The sequence below is a fragment of the Streptomyces eurocidicus genome (assembly GCF_002891295.1).
GTDB classification, from domain to species: domain Bacteria; phylum Actinomycetota; class Actinomycetes; order Streptomycetales; family Streptomycetaceae; genus Streptomyces; species Streptomyces eurocidicus.
This window is the reverse complement of the sequence record NZ_LGUI01000003.1, coordinates 23,484-37,436: the sequence shown is the minus strand read 5'-3', so window position 1 is coordinate 37,436 and position 13,953 is coordinate 23,484. Positions and strand designations below refer to the sequence as shown.

Annotated in this window: 14 protein-coding genes; 6 read left to right on the top strand and 8 right to left on the bottom strand. The window is 67.3% G+C overall.

What is annotated here, in order from left to right; all coding sequences use genetic code 11:
- Positions 1-459 precede the first annotated feature (459 nt).
- Positions 460-819, top strand: a complete 360-nt coding sequence (locus AF335_RS09830) for a hypothetical protein (protein WP_102917976.1) — start codon at positions 460-462, stop codon at positions 817-819.
- 71 nt (positions 820-890) lie between these two features.
- Here the strand turns inward: AF335_RS09830 and AF335_RS09825 are convergent, their stop codons facing one another.
- The 6 genes from AF335_RS09825 to AF335_RS09800 all read right to left on the bottom strand — a co-directional run bounded on the left by AF335_RS09825 (position 891) and on the right by AF335_RS09800 (position 6,565).
- Entirely contained in the window at positions 891-2,306 is a 1,416-nt protein-coding gene (locus AF335_RS09825; RefSeq protein WP_102917975.1) for a DUF3987 domain-containing protein, read from the bottom strand.
- Positions 2,307-2,394: 88 nt separating this feature from the next.
- Positions 2,395-3,207: a hypothetical protein gene (locus tag AF335_RS09820; protein ID WP_102917974.1), complete on the bottom strand. Its 813-nt coding sequence runs from the start codon at positions 3,205-3,207 to the stop codon at positions 2,395-2,397.
- Between the two features lie 731 nt (positions 3,208-3,938).
- Entirely contained in the window at positions 3,939-4,844 is a 906-nt protein-coding gene (locus AF335_RS09815; protein WP_102917973.1) for a hypothetical protein, read from the bottom strand.
- 19 nt (positions 4,845-4,863) lie between these two features.
- Positions 4,864-5,232 carry a hypothetical protein gene (locus AF335_RS09810; protein WP_102917972.1) on the bottom strand — a complete coding sequence of 123 codons (369 nt, stop codon included), beginning with the start codon at positions 5,230-5,232 and terminating at the stop codon, positions 4,864-4,866.
- Positions 5,233-5,703: 471 nt separating this feature from the next.
- The gene (locus tag AF335_RS09805) at positions 5,704-6,330 is read right to left on the bottom strand and encodes a hypothetical protein (protein ID WP_244926979.1); all 627 of its coding nucleotides are present in this window, start codon (positions 6,328-6,330) and stop codon (positions 5,704-5,706) included.
- 64 nt (positions 6,331-6,394) lie between these two features.
- Positions 6,395-6,565: a helix-turn-helix domain-containing protein gene (locus AF335_RS09800; RefSeq protein WP_244926978.1), complete on the bottom strand. Its 171-nt coding sequence runs from the start codon at positions 6,563-6,565 to the stop codon at positions 6,395-6,397.
- 209 nt (positions 6,566-6,774) lie between these two features.
- Here AF335_RS09800 and AF335_RS09795 point away from each other — a divergent pair, with 209 nt between their 5' ends.
- Entirely contained in the window at positions 6,775-7,344 is a 570-nt protein-coding gene (locus tag AF335_RS09795; RefSeq protein WP_146045489.1) for a hypothetical protein, read from the top strand.
- Between the two features lie 5 nt (positions 7,345-7,349).
- Positions 7,350-8,561: a tyrosine-type recombinase/integrase gene (locus tag AF335_RS09790; RefSeq protein WP_102917970.1), complete on the top strand. Its 1,212-nt coding sequence runs from the start codon at positions 7,350-7,352 to the stop codon at positions 8,559-8,561.
- 140 nt (positions 8,562-8,701) lie between these two features.
- On the opposite strand, the gene AF335_RS09785 is transcribed toward AF335_RS09790, so the two are convergent.
- The gene (locus tag AF335_RS09785; protein WP_102917969.1) at positions 8,702-9,277 is read right to left on the bottom strand and encodes a TerD family protein; all 576 of its coding nucleotides are present in this window, start codon (positions 9,275-9,277) and stop codon (positions 8,702-8,704) included.
- 174 nt (positions 9,278-9,451) lie between these two features.
- Here AF335_RS09785 and arfB point away from each other — a divergent pair, with 174 nt between their 5' ends.
- On the top strand, positions 9,452-9,889 hold the full coding sequence (gene arfB, locus AF335_RS09780; RefSeq protein ID WP_102917968.1) for an alternative ribosome rescue aminoacyl-tRNA hydrolase ArfB: 438 nt from the start codon (positions 9,452-9,454) through the stop codon (positions 9,887-9,889).
- A gap of 154 nt (positions 9,890-10,043) precedes the next feature.
- On the opposite strand, the gene AF335_RS09775 is transcribed toward arfB, so the two are convergent.
- Positions 10,044-10,595, bottom strand: coding sequence for a flavin reductase family protein (locus AF335_RS09775; RefSeq protein ID WP_102918691.1), 552 nt, complete (start codon positions 10,593-10,595; stop codon positions 10,044-10,046).
- A gap of 475 nt (positions 10,596-11,070) precedes the next feature.
- Between AF335_RS09775 and cdgB the strand changes: the two genes are divergently transcribed.
- Positions 11,071-12,831 carry a diguanylate cyclase CdgB gene (gene cdgB / locus AF335_RS09770; protein ID WP_102917967.1) on the top strand — a complete coding sequence of 587 codons (1,761 nt, stop codon included), beginning with the start codon at positions 11,071-11,073 and terminating at the stop codon, positions 12,829-12,831.
- A gap of 197 nt (positions 12,832-13,028) precedes the next feature.
- Entirely contained in the window at positions 13,029-13,952 is a 924-nt protein-coding gene (locus AF335_RS09765; protein WP_102917966.1) for a CBM35 domain-containing protein, read from the top strand.
- Position 13,953 lies beyond the last annotated feature (1 nt).

Here is a 13,953-nt window from a genome sequence, read left to right as displayed (position 1 = left end):
CGATACTCCGTGCCTGAGTTGCAACGGAACCGGGTACAAGACCGATGACCATGGTCTGACGAACCAGTGCGACAACTGCAACGGGACCGGGCGCGTCGAGCACAGCTAGGAGGGAACGGTATGTGCAGCAAGTGCTACGGCACTGGGTTCATTACTGAGCAGATGCCAGGTGGCGCAAAGCTGGCACGTGCGTGCGACGCCTGCAACAGCCCCGAGGCGGTCAACCGCAAGAGGGAGCCGCGCCGCCGGGACGGGAACAGCGGCGGGAAAGGCTCCCGCACCAAGTAGGTGGTTGAGGCAGTAGAGGGCCCTTCCCTGGACGCCGGGAAGGGCCCTCCGGTTCCTCTGGCGCCCCGCCGCTCACGTGGGTACCGTGATCACCACAACAAAACAAAGCGCCCTGGTAACCGTTGGAGCGGATACCAGGGCTTCGCCGACAGCTATAGAGGAGCTGACGACATGCGCGAGTGTATCTTGCGTGCCCTGGAATGGGTGCTGGCCCTGCTGTTCCCTGCCCCCGGGCGGCATAGCGTGAAGACCCACGGCCGCCACCGTGTGGCCCAGGAGATCACCCCTCAGACGGCCCCCGTGCCGATTCCCCCGGCTCCGGTTCTGTGGCCCGAACTGTCCGAGGCCCCGGAGGACGAGGTGGCGGATGAGGTGATCTGGTTCCCCCGCCCCTTGGTTGGTCAGCATGTGCAGTACTGGGAACGGGTGGCGGAACGGCGGGCCGCTGTCGAAGCAGTGTGGCGTGGTGAGGACTACCCCTATACGTATCCCGGGGCGCAGTGCCTTCCGCAGAGGTCAGCCGCCGCCTAGCCGCCCCCCGGGTCACCGTCAACGAAGAAACGCCCCCGCCAAAGCGGGGCGTTTCTTCGTTCGTTCGCGTCTCAGAGCAGGGCAAGGAATGGGTTGTCGTTGAGGGCAGGTGCGGAAGCGGCCGACCGCTTCACCGGCTGGGGAACGGTGGGCTGCTCCGCCGCCGGGCGGTAGATATCCAGGCGGACGACCGTGGCGCGGTTCCCGTGGCGCTCCGGAGTCGCCGGCTGCGGTTCTGCGTGAGGGAAAGCGTCCTGGTTCTCCTCACGATCCGCGCTGGCCGGCTGTCGGTCCGGGTGACGGGAAGTGTCACCGTGGAGCGTGAAAACGGTGGCCGGTCGGCCGGTCTTCCCTGACCGGTCGGCGGTGACGGCGATTCCCGGCAGTGCCTTCACCTCAGCGGCCGTCGCCCCCACGAAGGGGAGGATCTGGGAGGACGTTGCCCGGCCGCCGTGCATCTCGATCCGGGCCCGGACCTTGTCGGCAAGGCTGAGCGGCTGCCGCTTCACCTTCGGCGTGGTGGCGCCCCGGGCGATCCGGACCGCGTCCTGCACCGAGCGGCGTACGAGGGTGAACGCGGCGAACAGCGTGTCGTCCGTGATGGTCTCGGAGCGCTCGGAGGCGGCCAGGCAGGCGGCGACCCTGAGGGTTTGTTCTGCGGTCCGTTCGATGAAGACGGCCTGTTCTCCGGGCAGGGTCTCGCCCAGGATGCGGGCGTAGCGGCGGATGAGGCGCCACAGGGGCCGGGCGTCCTCGGCGAGGGTGATCGCCCGGGGGCGGGCCGTGGCCCATGCGTAGGCGTCGGAGAGTTCCCTGCCGTCGAGCTTCGGCAGGATCACCCGGTCGTCGTCGAGCATGGGCACCGAGCGGAGCAGGAAGGGCAGGATGCGGTTGTACGAGCCGCCCGCCGCCTCGGACTCGCCCACGTAGCGGGCCCAGTCGGAGGGCGTGATGTGGGAGTGGAGGACCATGGCGGGGTCCCGGATCTCCTGGGCCTCTTCCTTGGTGGTGTTGCGGAGCGTCGTGCCGTCCCACGCGGCCCGGAGTTTCGTGGTGAACGACGGGTCCCGCTTGACCCGCTTGAGCACCTCCGTCCATTCCTCCTCCACCACCAGGGCCCGGACATCACGGCCCCGTTCGGTCTCGGTGGTCGCTTCCTGCTGCTCCCACAGGTGGTTGACTATGCTCGCCCCGGACGTGATCCCGGATGTGGTGTGGGTGGCGAGGAACCGGCCCAGAGACGGGTCCAGGACGTGGAGGGCGGCCCGCAGTGCGGTCCCTTTGCCCCTGCCCGTACCGGCCACGAGGGCGGACCACAGCAGCACGGGCCGGGCGCTGCCACGGGACGAGACCTTGACCGTGCCGCCGATGGCGGCCGACCACATCGACAGAGCGGCCACGTACACCCCCAGGGCGTCTGCTTCCACGAAGGGGGCGATCTTGCGGACGGCCCGGCCGATCGGACCGTAGAGAACCGGGGTGCTCATGGCGCCTCTATCTCGAACAGGGTGGGTTGGGTGGCTGGGGGCCGGGGGCGCCGGGCGCTCAGTGCGCCCGGCGCGGTGCGGGCGGCTCTCAGGCCGCGACCGCTTTTCCCTCGGTGTCCTGCTGTGCGAGGTCCCAGCAGTGCCGGACGTGCATCGGGACGCGTCCCTGAGCGGGGAGGTTCGGCCAGCCGTTCTCACGGGCCCACGCCCGGATCACACGGTTGCGCTCACGCTCGGACATGACCTTGGGGCCGACCTTGACAGGCTCGGGAAGCGGGTCACCACCGACCAGCTCACCGGCCCGTACCGCGTCACGGAACCGCCCCGGAGCACGCACGTCCATGCAGGGGATCGACCGTTCCGCAGCGTCTCGCAGCTTGATCTCGTTCCGGTCCCCGCCCTCACCCAGGATGAGCAGGACAGTGCTGTCGTCCGCTCGCCCCACCACCCGGTACCCGGCGTTACGCACCGCCTCCCGCGCGTCGTCCCACGAGTACCACGGCACATCCCCACTGACCATCACCGAAGGCTGCTCCGGGACAACGGGGTGATCATCGTGTCCACGCTGGGCCTCATGCCACTCGGCAGGACAGATGATGCGGGGCTGCTCCTCCTGCTCCTGGCCGTCGCGCTCATCCTCAGCAGCGACAGGCGACGGCTTCATGGACGTCGGCGACGGCTCAGGCTCGGCCGGCACGGCCTCAGGCTCGGCCACGGCCTCACCGGGCACTCCAAGGGCATCCACCAGGTAGCGGCCGAACGTGACGTCGTGTTCCACGCAGAGATCCCAGGCGTGCCGCCCCAGAGTCAGGGTTGCCGTCGCTTCCACCTCCGACCCGTCACGGGCCAAATGCGCGTCACAGAACGTCTTCTCAACGGGTACCAGGATCGTCTTACGCACAAGATTCCTTAGATAGCTGAAGTCGAGATAAGTAATCGGCCGGAGCGTTGCTCTTACGGCTTTTCCTCTTCCGCCCCGACTCATGGTCGGCGGAACTGATCTCATCTTGCAGCATCAGCAAATCAATTCAAGACCACGATGGGCGTGAAGTGGATCACATTAGGCATTTGAAGTCGATTACCTGATGGAAAACATGCAGGTCAGAGGGTGTTTCGCCGTTCACTCAGTACACCCGGGGGTAATGCCTAGTTAGACGGCGATAGGACCCACCGGGGGTGCCTCTTTCCGACCGTGTACGGGTATCAAATATTCGAGAATGCGGCCCGAATGAAGCGATTTTGCGGACACCCTCCCCACTGGGTATCGGGTTCACCCCGTAGCAATTTCCGCTGGAGCCCTTGAGGCAGAGCCTCTTCGGGGTAGGCCGGGTAATAATGTTGCTGTTGGCCGTTACGGTTTCGGCGGATAACACCTAGTGAGCCGGAACAGGGTTATTTTCGGGGCTGTTTCAGCGCAGTAGCAGGGACCCGTGGGCGGCCACGCCTGGGGCCGCCTCGTCGCTCTGGGCCACGGCCGGCTGACCTCTGGGTCACACGCACGAGGCAAGAGGGGTACGTCCCACGTATGCGTGCCTTGAAGGCACGTAGTAGCTGACCTGCGGAAGCCCCTTGGCGCCGAACAAAAAAAGGGGGCCTCCACCGAATCGGCAGAGACCCCCAGGGCTCACGGCACTACGCCGCCCACTCCACGGCGGCCTTCACGATGCCCTTGGTGGGCTTGGACTCATCGAAGGTGTTGTCGGCCTTCTTGGTGTCGAGGCCAGGGAATCGCAGGATTTTAGAACCAAACAAATGGAGGGTATCTATGTAATTGGCTCGGTACTTCTCAGACTGGCCGAGGCGGAATCCTTGGAACTGGCTCGCGAACGTACTGAACTCCGGGTGTCCGGCGACGATATCCACTCCCTTGGGCATTGCCGTGGTGGACAGGACCGTGAACCCGGCGAGACGGGCCACCACGCCGTTCGTGGTCACGCCGCCCTCGCCGTAGGCGCCAGCGTTGGCAATGGCCGGATGCTCGATCAGATGCCGCTTCACGCGGGGCGAGACGACCACGTAACGGCCGTCGGGGACGTCGTTGCCATCGAGGGCCAGCATCATGTCCAGGATGGCGCTGAAGAGGGCCTGAGGGGCGTTCGCGGCACCGGCCTTGATGTCGGGGAGGGCCGTGGCGCCCTTGGCGATCACGTTGCCCATGAACGTGTCAGCATCGCGGGCCATGGCCCGGATCATCTGCTGGTTGATCGGCGACTTCAGGCCCCCGGCGGACTGCAATGCCTCCGCGTTCTCCACGAGCACCTGGAGGTACTTCGCCTCGCTGATCTCCAGCACCTGATCAACGGTCTCCGGCCGCTGTGAGGTCATGCCCTCAGGAAGCCGGTAATCCCCCACGGTCGGGCGCAGGAGAGAATTGATGTGCACGATGTCACCGCGCTGCTTGATATCCCCCTCGTACTTGTTATTGCAGACGAGCCGGGAGCACCAGACGAGCAGCGGATCAAATTCTGTGAGGAGTGCCGAGTCCCAAATCTCCGGCGTGAAGGTGGTAGATCCGGGATTCTGGTAAGGAAAGGTCATGCATTATCTCCGGGGGTTGTTATCGGTTGCGGATGTCGAGGGACTTGACCGGCGCGGCAGGCCAGGAGCCTCCCCGGTGGTACCCGGCCCCCATGAGCTGAGGGAGCTTCGGGGCCTTGGGCGTGAACGGCTCCACAACCCGGGCGATGGCCTCGGCGGAAGGCAGGCCGTCCTCGCCCAGCAGCTTGGACGTGTCGAGGTAATCCATGAATCCGTCCGGGATCTTGGCTCCAGCCTCGGCAGCCTGGACCTTGAACTCAGCCCGCGTCAGTTCGTCGGCGTACTCCCGTATCACCTCAGCCCGGATCGCATCGAGGTCCACAGCAGCCGGCATGGAACTCGGGATTTCGGAGTTGGGGGTTTCAGAATTCGGCATTGCGTCGCTCATGGGGCGACACCTCCTTACAAATATTCGACCTGGAATCAGAATCCACGTCAGGACGGCCCTGGGGGCCGAGGGTGATGAGGGGATGGGAATATCGGTCAACAGGTCAGGCGCCCCTCGGAGGGGCCGCACAGCAACCAGACAGGCCAGATCAACATAGGGATACCAGAGAGAGATCAGGAACTAACAGTCAGTCACTACCTCACAAAAGGACAACGTAAGAGAAAACACTGCCCCCCTTACCCCCCACTGCGGTTGAACCTCAGCAGGGCGCAAGGGGAGGAGTGTTTCCCTACGTTGCCTCTCACAGGAAGGTATCCGCAGAGCCTCATGACGACTTAGGAACTGCCCGGCCCGCAGGCCGTGCCAGAGGCACACCGCCGAGTGTGCATGGCCCCAGAGGGAACTCCCTCCACCAGCTCTGAATTAACGCGACACGACTGGAGGGGCCGCCCGGAAGCGGCCCCATGCTGGTCACACCGTCGGAGTGTTGACGCGGCTCCACAATTCCCGATACCCGGAGAGATCCTGCTGCTCCAGGCCGTGGAATCGGTAGACCAGGTTCCTGTTTCTGCCGACGAGAACCCCCCGGCGCTGACGCGCCTTCCTGCGGGTGCTGGCGGCCTTTTTGTGGGTGGTGCAGTACTTCCGGGGCTTCCCTCTCCCGCGTGACGCCTCAGGGGCATACAGGGGCTCTGCGCAGCTACTCCACCGACACTGTTCAGAGGGAAAGTTCCGACGCTCCACCGCGAACCCGGACCCGTACGTGTCGCTGACGTCCGTCGCGTCAAGAAACTGAGCGAGCACGCTGGACTCTCCCGCCCCCGGGCGCTCCTGCATGAGGTTTCGCGTGATGCTGCGTGCCGTCTGAGGGTCGAAGCCCGGCAACGCAGCAACGATGGGAGCTGCACTCAGGGGAACCATGCCGGTGTGGGCCGCTGCTATTCGCTCGAACTCCGACTCTTCCCCCTCTGGCCAGCGCCCCGGCCACTGCTCCCACACCTCGTCACACGCAGCGTCCAGGAACTCGTCGGCCCGCCGCTCCAGCTTCTTCCGCTTCTTCTCGCTCAGCGGGGGAATAATGACGTTTTCTTCGGTCACGGAACCTCTCGCGCATGGAAAGGCCCCCGAGTCGCCTCGGGGGCCAGAATTCCAACGAAACAAATCAAGCTGTCTGCCGATCGAACCACTTTTCCAAATCATTCGGCCGGATCCTGAGTGACTGGCCGATCTTCCGGAACGGCATCTCCTCCCGCTTCCAGTTGTCGTACACCCACGACTTCGGCACCTTCAGCCGGTCGGCAACGTCATCAACAGTCATCAGGCTGTGCGTCACAGGCAGCCCGCCTCCCAGGTGATGTGGCTCGCCCCCGAGCTCACTCCGTCTCCTATCGGTGGTATCCGGTGGGCAGCGATTCCGCCCCGTTGTCGACCGGACGCCCCACATTACGGCACTCCGAACCTGTTGCAAGCAGTTCGAAGATGTGTCGACCCTCACACTTCCGAACCTGCCGCACCTGGTTCGGTAGCGCTAGTGTCGTCGCCGTGAACACACCTGACGACAACACCGCGCCTCCCGAGTGGACACGCCACGGCGGCGAGCTGGTCTGGCATCGCATCTACGGGCCCTGGATGGTGACGGCACGCTGCCCTGTGCATGCCCCGTTCAACGGGCCATCCGAGCTGGTAATCCGCTTGGGTATCGGTGGCTCCGACCCGGAGAGCGAAATCTTCCGCCTCATGGACGAGGCGCAGGAGACAGACGGCATCCCCGCCGCGCTGCTGCGGCAGATCCCACTTGCGGAGATCAAGGCACAGGCCCGCGCCGCCTTGGCCAAGCAAGAGGACCGGGCGATGAACGCGGCCTACCCCGTCCCGGCGCGCTGCCGGGCGGAGGAGGACTACACGCTCCTCGTCGCAGAGCTGGCCCGCATGCGCGCCACCGGCACCACCGCGCCGCAAGCCGAGCTAGCCGGCCGTTTGGGGATCGGCAAAGCCACCATGTCCGAGCGCATCAAAAGATCTAAAGAACTCGGACTGTGGGACGGGAAGCAGCTCACCGACAAGGCGCGGGCCATCCTCACTCAGTGGCATCAGGATCAGGAAGGCAACTAACCAAAGTGGCAACCGTTTTCCAGCCCTGCAAGACGAGTAAGACGAACAAGCACTACCCGTGCGAGGGGAAGCGCTGCGGGCACACCTGGACCGTTCGCTACCGGGAGCCGGGTGGCCGGTCCGGGCGTCAGCGGGAGAAGACGTTCCTCAGTAAGAAGCAGGCCGAGGCGCACGGCAACAAGATGGAGGCGGACAAGGTTGCTGGGGTCTACCTCGACCCCGACCGAGGCAAGATCACCGTTGAGGCGTGGTGGCATGAATGGATCGGCGCCCAGATCCTCAAGCCGAACACGCTGCGCGACTACACGGGTTTCGCGAACAACTACCTGATACCGACCCTGGGCCGGAAGACGCTTGCCGGAGTCGCGCTCAACGACGTACAGCGCGTAGTAGCTGTCATGGACGCGGCCGGGCTGGCCGCGACGACCATCGAAACCCGCGTGATCCCGATGAAGGCCATGTTCAAGGCCGCCGTGGACAACGGCCGTATCGCCAAGGACCCCTGCAAGGGCCTCAAGCTCCCCCGCACCGCTTCCAAGGCCGTGGACCCGGACGAGATCCCCACGCCCGCTGAGGTCATCTGTATCGCGGAGGAGATGCCCGACGAGTACGAGCTGAACGTGTGGCTGATCTCCGGCGTGGGCGTGCGCCCCTCAGAGGCGTTCGCCGCCTCCGAGGACTGTTGCCGGGGCGACGTCTACAGGGTCTGCCGCCAGACCACGGAGAAGGGCGACGGCAAGGGCAATCGCAAGGGCCTCGTGCCGCTCAAGCACCGCGCGGAGGGCGACTACCGCGAGGCTCCGTTGGCCATGTGGCTAGCCGAGAAGATCACCAGCCACGTAGCGCGGTTCGGAACCCACACGATCTTGACGGCCTCCGGGTTGTTCTTCGCGACCAAGGCCGGAGACCTGCTCACCCACGAAGGGTTCTACTACCACTGGCGACGCGTCATGAAAAAGCTGGGGTTGAAGTACCACCCGCACTCCCTGCGCCACTTCTTCGCCTCCACCATGCTGGCCGCTGGCTGCTCACTGCTGGAGGTGAGCCGCTGGCTCGGACACAAGTCCATCCGCATCACCGCCGACACGTACGGGCACCTCGTACCGGAGTCCTGGGAACGCGGCCGGAAGGCTATGGAAGCCGCCATGCGGCCCCAGCTCACGGCCATCAAGGGCGGAGCCCCGAGCGGGCCAGAAGAGATGGCACAGGCCGCCTAACGAGCGACTGACCCGCACATGAAGAAGACCCCCCAAGGGTTAGTTGGGGGGTCTTCGTGCTGACCAGGGTAATACGGTGCTGGTTCCGTGCTGACTCAGCACCAGTCAGCACCGTGTTTCCGCAGGTCAGGCCGCTAGTCTTAGACGTTGACGCCGAAGTCCTGCGCGATGCCGACCAGGCCCGACGCGTAGCCCTGGCCCACGGCACGGAACTTCCAGTCCGCGCCGTTGCGGTACAGCTCGCCGAAGACCATGGCGGTCTCGGTGGCGGCGTCCTCGCTGAGGTCGTAGCGGGCGATCTCGGCGCCGCCGGCCTGGTTGAGGATGCGGATGTACGCGTTGCGGACCTGGCCGAAGTTCTGGCTGCGGTTCACGGCGTCGTAGATGGAGACCGGGAAGACGATCTTCTCGACGTCGGCCGGGAGGGCCGCCAGGTTGACGTTGATCTGCTCGTCGTCGCCCTCGCCGGCGCCCGTGACGTTGTCACCGGTGTGGACGATGGACTGGTCCGGCGTCGACTTGTTGTTGAAGAAGACGAAGTGGGCGTCGGAGTAGACCTTGCCCGTCGGGTTCACGGCGATCGCGCTCGCGTCGAGGTCGAAGTCCGTGCCCGTGGTGGTGCGGACGTCCCAGCCGAGGCCGACCGTGACGGCCGTCAGGCCCGGGGCCTCCTTGGTGAGGGAGACGTTGCCGCCCTTGGACAGGCTTACAGCCATGGGGATGGTCCCTTTCTGAGTGCGTCGCGGCCATGCGGCCACCGTCACCCTGACTAACGCCGTAAGGGGGACCCAGGGTTCCAGGCTGCTTTACTTTCTTTGCCAATTCCTGATGCGCCGCCACCGCGCACGAGGCGCAAAACGAGGTGACGCGCCGGGTTCCGACGCGGGATCATGGGAGGCATGTCCGGTCCTTACGTCATCCGCGGTGCGGTCTCCCTGCCGGAGGCCGAGCTCCAGTGGCGTTTCTCGCGCTCCTCGGGCCCCGGCGGCCAGCACGTCAACACCAGCGACAGCCAGGTCGAGCTGCGCTTCGACCTCGCGGCCACGAACTCCCTGCCCGAGGTGTGGAAGGAGCGGGCCCTGGAGCGGCTCGCGAGCCGGCTCGTCGGCGGCGTCGTCACCGTAAGGGCGTCGGAGCACCGGTCCCAGTGGCGCAATCGCGAGACCGCGGCCGTCCGGCTGGCCTCACTGCTCGCGGAGGCGACGGCGCCGCCGCCGCGGCCCCGCCGGGCGACGAAGATCCCCCGGGGGATCAACGAACGGCGGCTGCGGGAGAAGAAGCAGCGGGCGGACACGAAGCGGGGCCGTTCGGGGCGGGACTGGGGGTAGGGCGCCCCTCACCGTCCGGCTGGGCCCCCTGTCCGGCTGGGCCCCTCGTCCGGCTGGGCCCCGCCGTCGCGGGCCGCGTCCCGTTGCGGCCTCGGCCTTTACGCCCCCGCCCGGTCCTTTACGGTCTCAGCCTCTTGCGGCCCCCCCTACGGCCTCAGCCCAGCAGCCGGTACTTCCCCCGGAAGTACGTCAGCGGTCCGCCCTCCGTGGCCGGTGCCGTCGCCGTCAGGACCCGGCCGATCACCAGCGTGTGGTCCCCGGCGAGCACCCGCTGCTCCGTACGGCACTCCAGCACCGCGAGCGCGCCCCGCACCAGCGGTGCGCCGACCGCCTCGCCGCGCTCATACGGAATGTCCTCGAAGAGCAGCCTGTCGCTGATGCGCCCCTTCATCGCGAAACGTCCGGCGATATGACGCTGGCTCTCGGAGAGCACCGAGACCGCCCACAGGGGCTGCCGCTCCAGGAGGTCGTCCATCCGGGAGTCGTTACGGACGCTGACCATCACCAGCGGCGGATCGAGCGACACCGACAGGAACGCGGTGGCCGTCATACCGACGTCCTCGCCGCGCGGGCCGTGCTCCGGGTCGTGGGCGGTCACCAGCACCACACCTGCCGCGAGGCGGCCCAGGGCGGCTCGGAAGTCATCGGCGCTCACCCCCTCAGCATGGGGTATGGCGGTCTCGTGGGGCGAAGTCGTCTGCAACACGCTGTGCACGCTAGCCGTCCGGCCAGGTCTGCCGCATCGGGCTTCAGGACCAGGACGGTCCTAGGTCAAAAGGGTGTCTAAAGGGTGCTCGAAGCGTGACCGAAGAGTGCCGTAAGCATTTCGCCCGGCGTCCGAATCCGATCCCCCGGTCGGCCGGAATGGCGCCCGTCGGCCGGTCGCGCGCCCCCGGAAACCCCCGTAAACCTCCGGAACATCCACCGACGGGCATCCGGCGGGGGCCGCACGGCGTCTGTAGGGATGGATTGCTCCGCTTACGGATTTGCGTTCACGAAGCATAAGAGCGCGCTCGAACGCCAGTGGTAGTACTTCATCACGCAGTGTGACATGAGTCACAGAGGGCGGTAATTGTTGACCCTGTGTACCGAGTGGTCAGCTCGCTGTGATTCAGTGGCCGTGGTAAACGGACGACAAGAAGCTTTTGGAGTTGCTGTCGAGGTCTCGGGGGAGAGCGAAGATGGAGACCGAGTCGGAGCCGTATGTCCGCCTGGCCACCTTGCGGGGCCTGCACCAAGTGGTCGCCGATCTGAACACGGCGCGCAGCCTCGCGGACACCTTGCAGACCGTCGCGGACGGCATCATCACCGGGCTCGGGTACGAGCTCTCGGCCGTCAACCTCGTACGTCCGGACGGTGATCTGGTCGTGGCCGCCGTCGCCGGGAGCGCGGGCGCGGAGGCCCTGATGGCGGGCCGGGTCGGCTCGCGGGTGTCGTGGGAGCGGCGCCTGGCGATGGCCGACCGGTGGGGCTCGCTGTGCTTCATCCCGTACACCGAGGGCTGGGTCCTCGACAACGACGACGTGCCCCAGTGGCACACCGCCGGGCCCGCGCCGCGGTTCCCCGACGAGTGGCACCCCATGGACCGCCTTTTCGCCCCGATGTACACCGCGGGCGCGGCCGGCGGCGAACTCCTGGGCGTCATCTCGGTCGACCAGCCGCGCAACGGACGCCGTCCCGGCGCCTGGGGCCGGGAGGCGCTCCAGATGTACGCCTTCCAGGCCGCGATTGCGATCAGTAACGCTCGTCTTCGCGCAAACATGCAACGGGCACTGGTCCGTCTGGAGCGGGAGCAGCAGGCACTCCGCGCAAGTGAGGAAAGCTTCCGCCAGGCATTCGAGTACGCGCCGAGCGGCATGGCCATCGCCGAGATGGGCGGCGACCAGCACGGCAGGCTGCACCGCACCAACGACGCGCTCTGTCGGCTCCTCGGCCGCCCCGCCTCCCAGATGCGCCGCTACTCCTTCTCCGACCTCGTCCACCCGGAGGACGTCGGCACCCTGCTGCGCACCTCGGCCGAGGGCGGCCGGGCCGAGCTGCGGCTTGCGCGGCGGGACGGCACGTACGTCTGGGTGTCCCTGCGCAATTCGGTGGTCGCCGACGCCGCCGACGGGCCGCGCTACCTCCTCACCCACGTCGAGGACATCGAGGAGCGCAAGCGGCACGAGCTCCAGCTCGCGCACCGCGCCAGCCACGACTCGCTGACCGGCCTGCCCAACAGCGCGGAGCTGCGGGCCCGGCTCAGCAGCCGGCTGTGCGGCACCCCGCCCGGCGGCGAGCCACCCGTGGCGGCCATCGCGCCGTACGGGGCGCTCGACGCCTTCGCCGAGGCGGAGGGCGGGGGCTTCGGGCAATACGGGCAGCACGGCTTCGGCGCCGAGCCCGGGGCGGACTATCCGCCGGAGTACGCCAACGACTGCGCGCCGGACTGCGCGACCGGCGAGTTCGGCGCGGAGCACAGCGGCACGGGCTGCGGCGTGGGCACGACGTATCCCGGCCATGTCCACGCCGTCGCGCCGGACGAGGACGGCGAGGAGGACGGGACGAAGGGGCTCGCGGTCCTCTTCTGCGACCTGGACGGCTTCAAGTCCATCAACGACCGGTTCGGGCACCACACCGGGGACGCGGTCCTCATCGAGGTCGCCCGGCGGCTCAGCAACGGCGTGCGCGACGGCGACACGGTGGCCAGGCTCGGCGGCGACGAGTTCGTGGTGCTGGCGGACGGCCTGGGCCAGGCCGACGCGGAGGACCTCGCGGCGCGGCTGCGCAACGCGATCGTCCCGCCGATAAGGGTCGACGGGCGGGCCGTGCGGGTCGGCGCGAGTTTCGGGATCGGCTGGGCGGGCTGCGGAATGTCCGCCGACGAGGTGCTGCACTCCGCCGACCAGCGGATGTACGTCGAAAAGCGGTCACGGGCCAAGGCGGGGCGGCGGGCGGGCTGAGGTCCGTACCAGGGCGTGGTATCGCCGTATCGGGGTAGGCTGCGCCGATGCGGCACCGCCGCGTACCGTGAATGATCGTGAATTTTTGGCCATCCGGACCGTTTGAGCCTCCCGGGCCGCCCCGGCTCGGCAGCGGCGGTCCCTGACGCGTACGCACGTGGGCGCCGATGGTCATACCAGGTTGGGAGTGACAGGGGATGACGGCCGGTAATAACGGCACGGGAACGCCGGAGAACGACGACCCGTTCGCGCACCTGTACCGCTCGGAAGGCGGCGACGGGAACAGCGCCGACAGCGGCCCGGAAGAGCGCCGGCCCGGCGTCCCCCGCACCTCGTACCACCAGGTCCGCCCGGTCGGCTCCCGCCAGTACGGCCCGCAGCCCCCGCGCCAGCAGTCCCCGGCGCCGCACTACGCGGCCCCGGAGACGCTCCCGGGCGGCGCCCCGCGCCAGCCGATGCCCCCGGCCGCCCCGGGCGGCCACGCCCCGCGCCCGAAGCGGCGCGGGCTGCTGATCGCGGCGATCGCCGTCGTGGCGGTGGTCGCGGGCGGGATCGGCGTCGCGATGATGACCAACAGCGGCGACGGCAAGAGCAGCACGCAGGCGGGGGCGACGGGCGGCGGGGACGACAAGCCGGCCGAGGACGACGGGAAGAAGGGCGACAAGCCCAAGGAGCCGGAGAAGAAGCAGCAGCCGAGCAATCCCTCGGCGGCGGGGCTCCAGAAGCGGGACGCGGCCAGCCTGCGGCTGCTGGGCGGGGCGACCACGGCGAAGGACGTGAAGGGCGCCGAGGCCGACGGCAACACCTACATCGAGGGCATGAACAAGCCGGGTGCCGGAATCGAGTGGGAGGTGGAGGTGAAGGCTGCGGGCGAGTACAAGCTGAACCTCCGCTACGGCGTGCCCGGCACGGACGCCAGCCTCTCGGTTACCACTAACGGGAAGCGCGACGACCGGTCGATAGCGATGCGCAACTACGGCTCCACGGCCTACAGCGAGGTCTGGTACACGTCCTGGCAGTACGTGACGCTCAAGGCGGGCAAGAACACCGTCAAGATCTCCTGCGAGAGCGGCAACAAGTGCGAGTCGCACCTCGACTGGGTCTCCTTGGCGCCGAGGTAGC